The organism is Allobosea sp. Tri-44, assembly GCF_004123845.1.
Lineage (GTDB): Bacteria > Pseudomonadota > Alphaproteobacteria > Rhizobiales > Beijerinckiaceae > Allobosea.
In genome coordinates this window covers 44,938-57,357 of record NZ_NBDP01000042.1, presented here as the reverse complement: position 1 = coordinate 57,357, position 12,420 = coordinate 44,938, and the positions used below count along the sequence as shown (strand labels likewise).

12 protein-coding genes are annotated in these 12,420 nt (G+C 68.9%); 6 read left to right on the top strand and 6 right to left on the bottom strand.

Annotated features, from left to right (window positions below):
• Nucleotides 1-29 precede the first annotated feature (29 nt).
• Both hemF and B6S44_RS23500 read left to right on the top strand, forming a co-directional pair.
• Nucleotides 30-899 (top strand): oxygen-dependent coproporphyrinogen oxidase, encoded by an 870-nt coding sequence (hemF, locus tag B6S44_RS23505; protein ID WP_465246141.1) that lies wholly within the window; start codon nucleotides 30-32, stop codon nucleotides 897-899.
• A 79-nt stretch (nucleotides 900-978) separates the two neighbouring features.
• On the top strand, nucleotides 979-1,293 hold the full coding sequence (locus B6S44_RS23500; RefSeq protein ID WP_164985937.1) for a DUF1236 domain-containing protein: 315 nt from the start codon (nucleotides 979-981) through the stop codon (nucleotides 1,291-1,293).
• A 55-nt stretch (nucleotides 1,294-1,348) separates the two neighbouring features.
• Here B6S44_RS23500 and B6S44_RS23495 read toward each other — a convergent pair whose 3' ends face one another.
• The 5 genes from B6S44_RS23495 to B6S44_RS23475 form a co-directional block, all read right to left on the bottom strand.
• Nucleotides 1,349-1,567: a hypothetical protein gene (locus tag B6S44_RS23495; RefSeq protein WP_129159314.1), complete on the bottom strand. Its 219-nt coding sequence runs from the start codon at nucleotides 1,565-1,567 to the stop codon at nucleotides 1,349-1,351.
• A gap of 207 nt (nucleotides 1,568-1,774) precedes the next feature.
• Entirely contained in the window at nucleotides 1,775-3,007 is a 1,233-nt protein-coding gene (locus tag B6S44_RS23490; RefSeq protein WP_129159313.1) for a CCA tRNA nucleotidyltransferase, read from the bottom strand.
• A complete protein-coding gene (locus tag B6S44_RS23485) occupies nucleotides 3,004-3,276 on the bottom strand; it encodes a DUF6111 family protein (protein ID WP_129159312.1) in 273 nt (90 codons plus the stop codon). Before B6S44_RS23485 ends, B6S44_RS23490 begins: the two co-directional genes overlap by 4 nt.
• 166 nt (nucleotides 3,277-3,442) lie before the next feature.
• Nucleotides 3,443-4,111, bottom strand: a complete 669-nt coding sequence (locus B6S44_RS23480; protein WP_129159311.1) for a CoA pyrophosphatase — start codon at nucleotides 4,109-4,111, stop codon at nucleotides 3,443-3,445.
• Entirely contained in the window at nucleotides 4,111-4,716 is a 606-nt protein-coding gene (locus B6S44_RS23475) for a DUF1285 domain-containing protein (RefSeq protein ID WP_129159550.1), read from the bottom strand. The genes B6S44_RS23480 and B6S44_RS23475 overlap by 1 nt, the downstream gene beginning before the upstream one ends.
• Before the next feature lie 162 nt (nucleotides 4,717-4,878).
• On the opposite strand from B6S44_RS23475, the gene B6S44_RS23470 reads away from it, so the two are divergent.
• The 4 genes from B6S44_RS23470 to B6S44_RS23455 are packed head-to-tail and all read left to right on the top strand — an operon-like array spanning nucleotide 4,879 to nucleotide 11,790.
• Complete coding sequence (locus tag B6S44_RS23470; RefSeq protein ID WP_129159310.1) at nucleotides 4,879-5,910, top strand: AAA family ATPase; 1,032 nt, start codon at nucleotides 4,879-4,881, stop codon at nucleotides 5,908-5,910.
• A gap of 10 nt (nucleotides 5,911-5,920) precedes the next feature.
• The gene (locus tag B6S44_RS23465) at nucleotides 5,921-6,838 is read left to right on the top strand and encodes a DUF58 domain-containing protein (protein WP_129159309.1); all 918 of its coding nucleotides are present in this window, start codon (nucleotides 5,921-5,923) and stop codon (nucleotides 6,836-6,838) included.
• Nucleotides 6,839-6,852: 14 nt separating this feature from the next.
• On the top strand, nucleotides 6,853-9,684 hold the full coding sequence (locus B6S44_RS23460) for a DUF4159 domain-containing protein (protein WP_129159308.1): 2,832 nt from the start codon (nucleotides 6,853-6,855) through the stop codon (nucleotides 9,682-9,684).
• 18 nt (nucleotides 9,685-9,702) lie between these two features.
• Nucleotides 9,703-11,790: a hypothetical protein gene (locus B6S44_RS23455; RefSeq protein ID WP_129159307.1), complete on the top strand. Its 2,088-nt coding sequence runs from the start codon at nucleotides 9,703-9,705 to the stop codon at nucleotides 11,788-11,790.
• A gap of 116 nt (nucleotides 11,791-11,906) precedes the next feature.
• Here B6S44_RS23455 and B6S44_RS23450 read toward each other — a convergent pair whose 3' ends face one another.
• Nucleotides 11,907-12,407 (bottom strand): GNAT family N-acetyltransferase, encoded by a 501-nt coding sequence (locus B6S44_RS23450; protein ID WP_129159306.1) that lies wholly within the window; start codon nucleotides 12,405-12,407, stop codon nucleotides 11,907-11,909.
• Nucleotides 12,408-12,420 lie beyond the last annotated feature (13 nt).

The window sequence follows — 12,420 nt, the reverse complement described above, 5'->3', positions numbered from 1 at the left end:
CCGCCTTCGACCCCGCCATCGTCGAGGCGATGAAGCCGCGCGCCAGCGCCTGGTTCGAGAGCCTGCGCGACTGCATCTGCGCCGCCTTCGAACAGATCGAGGACGAGGTGAGCGGCCCCTTCCCGCCCGAGACCGACAAGCCCGGCCGCTTTGTGCGCACGCCCTGGCAGCGCACCAACCATGACGGCGCGCCGGGCGGCGGCGGCGTGATGTCGCTGATGTCGGGGCGGGTCTTCGAGAAGGTCGGCGTCCACGTCTCGACCGTGCATGGCAGCTTCGCGCCGGAATTCGCCGCCCAGATCCCCGGCGCCGCCGAAGACCCGCGCTTTCACGCCACCGGCATCTCGCTGATCGCCCATCCCTGGAACCCGCACGCGCCGACCGTGCACATGAACACCCGCTTCGTCGTGACGACGAAGCCGTGGTTCGGAGGCGGCGCCGACCTCACCCCGGTCCTCGCCCAAAGGCGCAACCAGGACGACCCCGACACACTCGCCTTCCATGCCGCGATGCGCGAACCCTGCGAAGCTCATGCGAAGGTCGCCGACTACGAGCGCTTCAAGACCTGGTGCGACGAGTACTTCTTCCTCAAGCACCGCGGCGAGCCACGCGGCATCGGCGGCATCTTCTACGATTATCTCTGGTCGGGTGATCCGGACGCCGATCTCGCCTTCACAAAGGCGGTCGGCGAGGCCTTCCTCGACAGCTATCCGCGCATCCTGCGCGGCAATCTGGCGACGCCGTGGACGGAAGCCGAGCGCCACGAGCAGCAGGTCCGCCGCGGCCGCTATGTCGAGTTCAACCTGCTCTACGACCGCGGCACCATCTTCGGGCTGAAGACCGGCGGCAACGTCGCCTCGATCCTGTCGTCCATGCCGCCGACGGTCAGGTGGCCGTAAGCCGGGCAGCCGCTGGAACCATCGGCTGATGCCAAAGTTGATGGCAGGCGGGGGACCATCGACAAACGGGAGAACGCTCATGTCCTATCGTATTCTGGCCTCCGTCGCCCTCGCAGCAGCTCTGGGCACCGCGGCAATCGCCCAGACGACAACGACGACGACAACCGTCACGACGGAGCAAAGCGGCAAGATCAAGACATATATTATGAAGGAGAAGCCGAGCTCGATGAAAATCACCGATACGGTTTCGGTCGGGACGGCGCTGCCGTCAACCGTCGAACTTCGAGCGCTACCGTCTGATGTCGGCGTGACTCAATATCGCTATTCGGTGGTGAATGAAAAGACTGTTCTCGTGGATCCCACATCGCGCAAGATCGTTCAGATCATCGAATGAATATCACTCGCCTGCTGCAAGTCAAATTGTAGCAGGCGAGTTTCTACTAGCGAAATTATACCAAAGCCTTGGCAAATTTCGCCTGCCTTGAGCAGGAGATTTCATATGTCACCTGTTTCCCTTTGAGCTCATGTCGTTTCGCGAAGTCCTTTGTCATGGAACTCGCAATCTCGTTGACGCGAGAATCGCATGCCTGGAATGTCGTGAAGCTGTTGTCGCTGAACTGTGCGGTTATGCATTGCGGCTCGCCAGCGATGCACGCGACGATCACCATCGTAAAAGCATCCATGCCTTGACCTCGCTTGCAGGTTCAGCAGCCGGCTTACTTCAAGTCAAAACTGACGTTTTTGACTTAAAATTAAGTTAATGGATTGCTGTCCCGAGCTTGACGATCGGCCGATACGCAGCCTTCCCAGGACCCTTGCCGCGAGAGCCGGCGGGTTACGATGCGTGCGCCGGTTTCCAGCAAAAACAGCCTGCTCTAGCGACCTGCAAGCCCCTCGACCGCCCGGTCGACAAGGCCTCGTTGCACCGCCTCCTCTGCCGGACAGCCCGCCTCGATCCAGTCATGCCGCGCCCGTTCGAGCACGGCTCCGACCAAGGGACCAGCCGCAACGCCCAGGGCCAGCACATCGCGCCCGCTCGGCAGGAAGGCGGGTGTGCGCGCGATTCCGGCGATCAGGCCCTGGACTTCTGCCGATGTTTCGGCTGTTCCGAGCAGAACTAATGCGCCTGCAACCGCGTCGGCTCCAATGCGATAAACCAGGCGGCGCAGCGTGGCGATCTCCGGCAGCCTTCCGCTCCCCGACAACGCTTCCAGAGCGGCGGCTATGCCGGAAATCCGCTCGAACTCAGCGTTCGAGAGCCGCAGTCGCTCGCGCAGGCGCAGCGCGTCCTCGCTGACCGCGACGGTGACCGCCGCAAGCCGGAACGCCGGATAGACACCTTCACCCGGCGCACCGGCGATCGCGGCAAAGCGCGAGAGACGGGGCACGCCGCCAAGCACCGGCATCAGCAGCCCCGCCCCCGCCATGGCCTGCAGGGTCTCGGCAGCGCGTGGCGCGACGAGCAGCTTGCGCAGCTCCGCCCAGACCCGCTCGCGCGACAGCCCATCGAGTCCGACGCGCCCCGCCATGCATGCATCGAGCGCCGCTCGATCCGGCTCGCCCGCGCCGTAGCGGGCGTGGAAGCGGAAGAAGCGCAGGATGCGCAGGTAATCTTCGGCGATCCGGTCTCCAGCAACACCGATGAAGCGCACCCGCCTTGCCGCGAGATCGGCGAGCCCGTCGGCATAATCGTGCAGCACGCCTGCCTTATCGAGGCCGAGCGCGTTGATGGTGAAGTCGCGCCGCAGCGCATCCTCGCGAAAATCGCGGCCGAAGGCGACGACGGCGTGGCGGCCATCGGTCTCGACATCGCGACGCAGCGTCGTGACCTCGAAGGGCGCGCCGTCGATCACGACGGTGACGGTGCCATGCTCGACCCCGGTCGGCACCGCCTTGAACGCGGCGGCGCGCGCGCGCCGCATCGTCTCGTCCGGGAGGCAGGTCGTCGCGATATCGATGTCTGAGACCGGCTCGCCGAGCAGTGCGTTGCGTACCGCCCCACCGACGATGCGTGCCTCTTCCCCATCGCGATTCAGCGTGGAAAGAAGCGCTGCGACATCGGCCCGCGCCAGCAATGCAACGAGGCGCTGCCGCTCGCTTTCGATCATGGCTTCGGCCGGTCCTCGAAATAGCCGGGAACCAGCCGGCCGTTCTCGACATGGGGCGGCACGAACGCGCCGGTGTGCCTTTGTGCGACCACGCCGGCAAAGATGAAGGAGGCGATGCCGAGCACCAGCCCGGTCACCGACAGCCAGAACACATGGCCGCTCCAGTGATCGACATCGAACGGATTGCGCCGCCGGACCACGAGATAGCTCGCGAACAAGCAGAACGGCAGGACGAAGAGCAGAAACTCCTCGATCAGCGTGCGCAGCATCGGGTTAGTCCAATCCGTCCAGTCAGAGTGTCCATTCGAGAATTCGTCAGGGCGTGGCGAGACTGGGATTTTTCGAGCATCGGAGCGCAGCGTACTGCGGTACGTGAGCACCGAAGCGCAGAAAAATGCCAGTCGCAGTCCGCCATCACGAATTTCCGAACGGACACTAGCCGGCGAGCCGCTCGTAGAGATTGCGGATCATGCCGGCCGTCGCTCCCCAGATATAGCGATCGCCATGCGGCATCGCATAGTAGGTGCGATGCCGCCCCCTGAATTCGCGGCCGTGGCGCTGGTGATTGGCCGGGTCGAGCAGGAAGGCGAGCGGCGTCTCGAAGGCCTCGTCGACCTCGTGCGGATTGATCGCCAGCGCAAGCGGCGGCTCGACCAGCCCGACCACCGGTGTGACGCGATAGCCGGTACCGGTGAGATAGGCGTCGAGATAGCCGACCGTCCGGACCCTGTCGGGGGCAAGCCCGATCTCTTCCTCTGCCTCGCGCAGCGCCGCAACCAGCGGCGAGCCGTCGGTGGCGTCGATGCGTCCGCCCGGAAAGGCGATCTGGGAAGAGTGGCTGCGCAGCGCCGCGGCGCGCTGGGTCAGGAGGACGGTCGGTCCATCCGGGTGCAACACGATCGGGATCAGCACCGCCGCCTCGACCGCGCTCGCCTCGTCCGGGATGTCGATCGGCTCGGACTGCAGGTCGTGGTCGCCGCGCGGCCGCGCGATCAGGTCGCTGAGGGCGGGCGGCTCAGCCCGCAGGCTGCGGAGCAGCAGCGCCTCGAGGTCGCCTCCATTCCAGAACGCGGTCTCGGCAAGCCGCTTAGCCGGATGCTGCATCACAGTCCCTCGATCTCGCTGGCCGGCGCGACCACATGAAAGGCGCCGCCGGCCATAATGCCGAACTGCGCCTGCCCGTCGATCTCGCTGATCTCACCGAGCGCCAGGAGATCATAGGTCAGCGCCCGCGTGAGCCGGGCCCAGAGCCCACGCCGGACATGCACATAGGGTTTCACGCCCTCGTTCGCAGCCCTCTCGAAGCGCAAGGCGTTGTAGGTCCCGACCGTGACGAGATCGTCGGTACGGGTCCGGAAGGCGATGCTGCGGGCATCGCCCTCGCCTTCCACCGCCATCTCGACCGCCTGGAGCGGCGCGTCCTCGACCTTGATCCCGACCTTCTCGACCGGGGTCACGAGAAAGTAATCGTCACCTTCGCGCTTCAGCACCGAGGAGAACAGCTTTACCAGCGCCGGTCGCCCGATCGGCGTGCCGAGGTAAAACCAGGTGCCGTCGCCAGCGATACGCATGTCGAGATCGCCGCAAAACGGCGGATTCCAGCGCTCGACCGGCGGCAGCCCGCGGGAAGAGCCGCTGCCCAGCGCGCTCAACAAGCGATTCATCGCGCCGCCCGCCTCGGTCGTCACGTCACCTCGCGCTTTCGTCATCGGCATGCCGGTTGCATCGCTCTCTCGCCTTGAACTCTACATAATCGTGAAGCGGACTGTTGTGCACCGCCGCCCTCTGCCCCTTGAGCATGCTCCCCGCGAGGGTCAGAGTTCGGAATCGGACAGGAAGGCCGCGCGACGGCGAGGCTGAAGGAGATCGACATGGTGGCGCAAGCCCGTGATGCCCAGGCCCGCGATGCAAATGCCCCGATCAACCTCGATACCGGCGTGGTCGAGGCCGCCGAAGCCGCGCTCGCGGCCATCGGCGCCGCCCGCACCGAGATCGGCCAGGTCATCTTCGGCCAGCAGAAGGTGGTCGATCTCTCGCTGATCACCTTGCTCGCCGGCGGCCACGGCCTGCTCGTCGGCGTGCCCGGCCTCGCCAAGACCAAGCTCGTCGAGGCGATGGGCACCGTGCTCGGCCTCTCGGCCCGGCGCGTCCAGTTCACGCCCGACCTGATGCCATCAGACATCCTCGGCTCCGAGGTGCTCGACGAGAGCGAGGGCGGCAAGCGCCATTTCCGCTTCATCAAGGGGCCCGTCTTCGCCCAGCTGCTGATGGCGGACGAAATCAACCGCGCCTCGCCGCGCACCCAGTCCGCGCTGCTGCAGGCGATGCAGGAGCATCACGTCACCGTCGCCGGCGAACGCCACGACCTGCCGGCGCCCTTCCACGTCCTCGCCACCCAGAACCCGATCGAGCAGGAAGGCACCTATCCGCTGCCGGAAGCCCAGCTCGACCGCTTCCTCCTGGAGATCGATGTCGGTTATCCCGACCGCGAGGCCGAGCGCCGCATCCTGCTCGAGACCACGGGCGCCGCCGAGCACAAGCCGGTACAGGCGATGACAGCCGAGACCCTGATGTCGACGCAGCGCCTGGTGCGCCGCCTGCCGGTCGGCGAGGCTGTGGTCGATTCCATCCTCGATCTCGTCCGCTCGGCCCGTCCTGGCGACGGCGAGAAGGCGATCACCGACAAGCTTGCCTGGGGCCCCGGCCCGCGCGCCAGCCAGGCGCTGACGCTCGCCGCCCGCGCCCGCGCCCTTGTCGAAGGCCGGCTCGCGCCCTCGGTCGACGACGTCGCGGCGCTCGCCGCCCCCGTCCTGAAGCACCGCATCGCTCTGACATTCGCCGCCCGCGCCGATGGCGAGACGGTCGAGGGTATCGTCACCAAGCTGGTGGAGCGTCTGGGTTGAGGGCATTTTGATGCTGCGCACCCGCGTCCTCGGCCAAACCGAGCGCCAGCCGGGCCAGCCGGTCCTCAAGGCGTCGCTCGATCTCGCCGCCCGCCTGCCCAGGCTGGTGCTGGAGGCGCGGCGGGTTTCGGCCAGCGTGCACGGCATCCATGGCCGCCGGCGCTCCGGCCCTGGCGAGACCTTCTGGCAGTACCGGCCACTGGTCACCGGCGAGGCCGCCTCGCGCATCGACTGGCGCCGCTCGGCCCGCGATGGCCATCTCTTCGTGCGTGAGCGCGAATGGGAAGCCTCGCACGCGATCTGGCTCTGGATCGACCGCTCGCCCTCGATGGGCTTTGCCTCCTCGCTCGCGCTGACGAGCAAGGTCGACCGCGCGCTGGTCGCCGGCTTCGCGCTCGCCGAGGCGCTGGTCGAGGGCGGCGAGCGCGTTGGCCATCTCGGCCTCACCCGGCCAATGGCGTCACGCCGCATCGTCGAAATGCTGGCTCAGGCGATCGTCGCCGATCGCCGCAATGGCGAGGCCGACCTGCCGCCGGAAGAGCCGCTGCCGCGCCTCGCCGACGCGATCCTGATCACCGACGGACTGACGCCGGCGACGGCACTGGCCAAGCGCATCGCCACGCTGGCGAGCAGCGGCGCGAAGGGCCATATCCTTCTGATCGCCGACCCGATCGAGGAGACCTTCCCGTTCTCTGGCCAGGCCGAACTCTTCGATCTGGAGGACGGCCTGTCGCTGCGGGTCGGCGATGCCAGCAAATGGGGCGAGGACTATCGCGAGCGCTTGCAGGCCCATCGCGACGCCATCCGCGAGGCCTGCCGCCATGCCGGCTGGACGATGACCCTGCATCGCACCGACCGCCCGGCCAGCGAGGGCGTGCTGCGAATCGCCAGCCTGATCGCCGCCTCGCGCGGCGGCCCGGCAGGTTGAGGGGAGAACGGACGATGCTCTCATCGCTGCCGATCGCCTTCTCCGCACCGCTGGCTCTGATCGCGCTGGCCGTCCTGCCTGTGCTCTGGCTGATCCTGCGGGTGACACCACCGCGGCCGAAGCGCATTGATTTCCCGCCGCTCAAGATCATGCGCGACCTGATCCCGCAGCGCGAGACGCCGGCGCATACGCCCTGGTGGCTGCTGGCACTGCGCATGGCGGTAGCGGCATTGGCGATCCTCGCCGTCGCCGGCCCGGTCTGGAATCCGGTGCGCGATGCTGCCGCCCTGCGCGGCCCGCTGCTTCTTCTGGTCGACAACGGCTTCGGCGCCGCGACCGACTGGACCGAGCGCCAGGCCATCGCCGAGAGCCGCATCGCCGCAGCCACCCGCGAGGGTCGGCCTGTCGCCGTCGTCGGCCTTGCCGAGGCACCCGCGGAAATCGCCCTCTCGCAGCCGCAGGGCGCGCTCGAGCGCCTGCGCGCGCTCGCCCTCCAGCCGCACGCGCCCGATCGCGGCGCCCATCTCCAGCGCCTCGAAGCCTTCTGGCGGGCCCAACCCCAGGCCGAGACGGTCTGGGTCGCCGACGGGCTCGGCATCGGCGGCGGCGATGCCGATTTCCTGGCACGGCTGAAGCAGGAAGCCGGCGCCGGCCACCTGTCGATTCACGCCGGCCCGGCCGACCAGCGCGCCCTCACCACGCCCGAGAACCTCGCCGGCGCGCTGACCGTCAAGGTGCTGCGCCCGACGGTGAACGCCGCGGCCAGCGGCCAGGTCCGCGCCCTCGACCTCAAGGGCCTGCCGCTCGGCGACGCGCCCTTCGTCTTCGGCGGCAACGAACTCGCGACCATCGCGCGCCTGACCCTGCCGATCGAGGTCCGCAACGCCGTCTCCCGGCTCGAGATCACCGGCGAACGCAGCGCCGGCGCCGTCGCCTTGCTCGACGACCGCGCCAAGCGCCGGCGCATCGGCATCGTCTCCGGCGCGACGGCCGACACCGCCCAGCCGCTGCTGTCGCCGACCTATTACGTCTCGCGTGCGCTCTCGCCCTTCGCCGAGATCCGCGAGCCCCGCTCCGGCTCGACCGATCCGGTCGGCGAGCTTCTGGCGCAAAACCTCTCCGTGCTTGTCCTCGCCGATATAGGCGCGCTCGACAGCGACACCGCGGCCAAGGTCTCGGCCTTCGTCGAGCGCGGCGGCGTGCTGCTGCGCTTTGCCGGGGCACGCCTGGCTGCCTCCTCGGACGAGTTGACGCCGGTGCGCCTGCGCCGCGGCGGCCGCACGCTCGGCGGCGGCCTCTCCTGGGAGACACCGCGCAAGCTCGCGCCCTTCACCCGCGAGAGCCCGTTCTTCGGGTCGTCTCTGGCCGAGGATGTCCGCGTCACCCGTCAGATCCTGGCCGAGCCCGAGCCGGATCTCGCCCGCAAGACCTGGGCAGCGCTGGAGGACGGCACGCCGGTCGTCACCGGCGAACGCCGCGGCGACGGCGTGCTCGCCATGGTCCATGTCACCGCCGACACCACCTGGTCGAACCTGCCGCTCTCTGGCCTCTTCGTCGAAATGCTGCGCAAGGTCGTCGCCATGTCAGGCACCAGCGCAACCGAGGGACAAGGCGGCGAGGTCAGGGTCGAAACCCTCTCGCCGACGCGCGTGCTCGACGGCCAGGGCGCCTTCCGCAGCCCGCCGGCGACCGCACAGCCCGTCGCCCGCAACTTCGCCGGCCGCGCCACGCTCGCCCATCCGCCCGGCATCTATGGCCCGACCGACGGCGCCATGGCGGTCAACACGCTGGCTCCTGCCGACACGCTGACCGCGCTCGATCTCGCCGCGCTCGGTGCAACCGTGCTGCCGATCGACCAGCCTGTCGCCCGCGATATCCGCCCGCAGCTTCTGGTTCTCGCGCTGATCCTGCTCGTCGCCGATACGTTGGCGACGCTCTGGCTTGGCGGCCGCATGAATCTCGCCCGCTTCCGCCGGGCGGCCCCGGCAGCCCTGCTGCTCGGCTTCGCCTTGGCGACCGTGCCTGCTCCGGACGCAGTGCGTGCCCAGCAGCAGCCGGCGCCCCCTGCTCCGCCCGCAGCCGAGCAGCGCCCGCCAGTGACCCGCGACATCGTCACGGCCGCGAGCGCGACCCGGCTCGCCTATGTCGTCACCGGCGACAGGGCGGTCGACGACATGTCCAAGGCCGGGATGGCCGGCCTCAACATCGTGCTCGGCGCCCGTACCGCGCTGGAGCCGGGCGAGGCGGCCGGCGTCGACGTCGCCCGCGACGAACTTGCCACGTACCCGATCCTCTATTGGCCGGTGGTCGCCGGCCGGCCGATCCCGGCGGCCGAGACGCTGCGCAAGCTCGAAGCCTATATGAAGGGCGGCGGCCTGGTGATCTTCGACACACGCGATGCGATGAGCACCCGGCCCGGCGGCGGCACGACGCCGGAGGGCGATCAGCTCCGCCGCATGCTGCAGACGCTCGACATTCCCGAGCTCGAGCCGATTCCGCGCGACCACGTCCTGACCAAGACCTTCTACATCCTCGACGGCTTCATCGGCCGCTATGACACCGGCACGACCTGGGTCGAGGTGCTGCCGCCCGCCAGCGAGGATGGCCGCCGCCCGGCCCGCGCCGGCGACAACGTCTCGCCGATCGTGATCACCTCGAACGATCTCGCCGCCGCCTGGGCTGTCGGACGGCGAGGCGAGGCGCTCGTGCCGATGTCCGGCTCCGATCCGCGCCAGCGCGAGATGGCGCTGCGCGCCGGCGTCAACCTCGTGATGTACGCGCTGACCGGCAACTACAAGGCCGATCAGGTCCATGTCCCGGCCCTGCTCGAACGCCTCGGTCAGTAGCGAAGGAAATCCCGCCCGATGTGGAGCCTGACCTTCGCCCCGCTCGTCCCGCTGCCGCTCCTGATCGGCTTGGCCGTTCTGGCCGCGGTCGCCGCCGGCATGGCGCTCGTGCTGGCCGGGCGCAGCGCGATCCTGCGTGCGCTGGCGCTCGCCGTGCTTGCGGTCGCCCTGGCCGACCCCTCGCTCGTCTTCGAGGATCGCGAGCCGGTCAAGGACGTCGTCGCTGTCGTCGTCGACAAGTCCGCCTCGAACCGCCTCGCCGATCGCGCCCAGCAGACGCAAGCTGCTCAGGCCGAGGTCGAGCGGCAATTGCGCGGCATTTCCGGCGTCGAGACGCGCACCATCGAAGTCACCGATCAGCAGGGCGCCGGCGATGGCACCCGCCTGTTCGAGGCGCTCGCTTCCGGCCTCGCCGACGTGCCATCCGAACGCGTCGCCGGGGCGATCGTGCTCAGCGACGGGCTCGCCCATGACGCTCCCGCTACGGCGGAGGCGCTCGGCCTACGTGCGCCGCTGCATGTGCTGACCACCGGCCGCGAGCGCGAGATCGACCGACGCATCGTCCTGGTCGATTCGCCGCGCTTCGGCATCGTCGGCAAGGAGCAGAACGTCCGCCTGCGCGTCGTCGACAAGGGCGGGCCGGGCCGCGCCGCGATCACGGTGCGCCGCGACGGCGAGATCATCGCCCGGCGCGAGGCGATCACCGGCGAGACGATCCAGGTCCCGGTCCGCATCGACCGCGGCGGCCCGAACGTGATCGAGATCGAGGCGGCGCCGATCGCCGACGAATTGACACTCGCCAATAACCGCGCCGTCATCACCATCGAGGGCGTGCGCGACAAGCTGCGCGTGCTCCTCGTCTCCGGCGAGCCGCATCCGGGCGAGCGGACCTGGCGCAACCTCCTCAAGGCCGACGCCAATGTCGACCTCGTCCACTTCACCATCCTGCGCCCGCCGGAGAAGCAGGACGGCACGCCGATCAACGAGCTCTCGCTGATCGCCTTCCCGACGCGTGAGCTCTTCCAGGTCAAGATCAAGGATTTCGACCTGATCATCTTCGATCGCTACGCCAACCAGTCGATACTGCCGCTGGTCTATTTCGACAACATCGTCCGCTATGTCCGCGACGGCGGCGCGCTCCTGATCGCCGCCGGGCCGGAATATTCCGGCGCCCAGTCACTGGCGCGCACCCCGCTCGGCCAGATTCTGCCGGCGCAGCCCGATGGCAGCGTCATCGACGAGGCCTATCGCGCCCGCGTCAGCGAGCCGGGCAAGCGCCACCCCGTCACGCGCGACCTACCGGGCTCCGAGACCGAACCGCCGCGCTGGGGCGAATGGCTGCGCATGGTCGGCGCCCGCACCCGCTCGGGCTCGGCGGTGATGACAGGGCCGGGCGAGCGCCCGCTCCTGCTGCTGGCACGCGAGCAGAAGGGCCGTGTCGCGCTCTTCCTCTCCGATCATGCCTGGCTCTGGGCCCGCGGCTTCCGCGATGGCGGCCCGCATCTCGACCTGCTGCGCCGGCTCGGCCACTGGCTGATGAAGGAGCCGGATCTCGAAGAGGAGGCGCTGCGCGCCAGCGCCCGCGGCCGCAACATCGAGATCGAGCGCCAGACGCTTGGCGACAATCCGGCGCCGGCGATCATCACCGCGCCCGACGGCTCGGTCCGCACCGTGCCCTTCGAGGCCGGCCGCCCCGGCCTCTTCGTCGCCCGCACCGCGGCAAGCGAATTCGGCCTGCACAAGATCACCACCGAGAACCTCACGGCCTTCGCCAACATCGGCCCGGAAAACCCGCGCGAGCTGATGGAGGTGGTCAGCGATCCCGCCAAACTCCAGGCGCTGGCGGAAGCGACCGGCGGCTCCTCGCGCCGGATCGGGCAGGAGAACGGCTCGGGCGTCACCATCCCGCGCATCGTGCCGGTCCGCTCCGGGCGGCAATTCGCCGGCGCCGACTGGATCGGCCTGCGCATCAGCGATTCCGGCATCGTCCGCGGCGTCTCGATCTCGCCGCTCTTCGTCGGGCTGATCGGACTCGCCATCCTGTTCGGCGCACTGGTCGCCGGCTGGATCGGCGAGAGCGGCCGGAGATTCAAGCGCGAGGCGTAAACGCCGCCGTCATGCTCGGGCTTGACCCGAGCATCTCAGGCCGGATGAGGCTCTAGTCTGAGCCTTCTCGTCAGGCGATTCTCGGGTCTTCGCTTCGCCCGAGAATGACGCCTCTCTCAGCGCAGCGCCGCTACTGCGCCGTTGCGCTGCGCCAGCACGCCATCGACAAGTTCCAGCGCCAGGAAGCGCCCCGGATCGGCCGGGCCGGGCAGGACGAGCTGGCCCGGACTCACCGGCTTGAAGCCGAAGCGGGCGTAATAGGGCGCGTCACCGACCAGCAGGATCAATTCGTGGCCGTGCTCGCGCGCCGCCTCGATCGCCGCGTTCATCAGCGCTGCCCCGATCCCCCGGCCCTCGAAGGCAGGGTCGACGGTGAGCGGGCCGAGCATCAACGCCGGCGCGCCACCGGCCAGAACCGGTGTCACCCGGACCGCGCCGACCAGAAAGGTGCCGACATGACTGGCAAAGGAGAGCGCCGGATCAGGCGGAGCGCCCTCGCGCAAACGGAAGGCTGTGCGCGCGAAGCGTCCCGGCCCGAAGGCGCGCTCGTGCAGGCGTTCGATCGCCGCGGCGTCGCCGGGCAATTCCTGACGGATGGTGAGGGGAAGCGAGGTCATGGTCGGGTTCGCG

Excerpts from the sequence above, each read along its gene's own strand:
- B6S44_RS23490 (WP_129159313.1), bottom strand. The coding sequence starts at position 3,007 with ATGATCGAAAGCGAGCGGCAGCGCCTCGTTGCATTGCTGGCGCGGGCC.
- B6S44_RS23475 (WP_129159550.1), bottom strand. The coding sequence starts at position 4,716 with ATGACGAAAGCGCGAGGTGACGTGACGACCGAGGCGGGCGGCGCGATG.
- B6S44_RS23495 (WP_129159314.1), bottom strand. The coding sequence starts at position 1,567 with ATGGTGATCGTCGCGTGCATCGCTGGCGAGCCGCAATGCATAACCGCA.
- B6S44_RS23470 (WP_129159310.1), top strand. The coding sequence starts at position 4,879 with ATGGTGGCGCAAGCCCGTGATGCCCAGGCCCGCGATGCAAATGCCCCG.
- B6S44_RS23455 (WP_129159307.1), top strand. The coding sequence starts at position 9,703 with ATGTGGAGCCTGACCTTCGCCCCGCTCGTCCCGCTGCCGCTCCTGATC.
- B6S44_RS23450 (WP_129159306.1), bottom strand. The coding sequence starts at position 12,407 with ATGACCTCGCTTCCCCTCACCATCCGTCAGGAATTGCCCGGCGACGCC.
- B6S44_RS23500 (WP_164985937.1), top strand. The coding sequence starts at position 979 with ATGTCCTATCGTATTCTGGCCTCCGTCGCCCTCGCAGCAGCTCTGGGC.
- hemF (WP_465246141.1), top strand. The coding sequence starts at position 30 with ATGAAGCCGCGCGCCAGCGCCTGGTTCGAGAGCCTGCGCGACTGCATC.
- B6S44_RS23460 (WP_129159308.1), top strand. The coding sequence starts at position 6,853 with ATGCTCTCATCGCTGCCGATCGCCTTCTCCGCACCGCTGGCTCTGATC.
- B6S44_RS23480 (WP_129159311.1), bottom strand. The coding sequence starts at position 4,111 with ATGCAGCATCCGGCTAAGCGGCTTGCCGAGACCGCGTTCTGGAATGGA.
- B6S44_RS23465 (WP_129159309.1), top strand. The coding sequence starts at position 5,921 with ATGCTGCGCACCCGCGTCCTCGGCCAAACCGAGCGCCAGCCGGGCCAG.
- B6S44_RS23485 (WP_129159312.1), bottom strand. The coding sequence starts at position 3,276 with ATGCTGCGCACGCTGATCGAGGAGTTTCTGCTCTTCGTCCTGCCGTTC.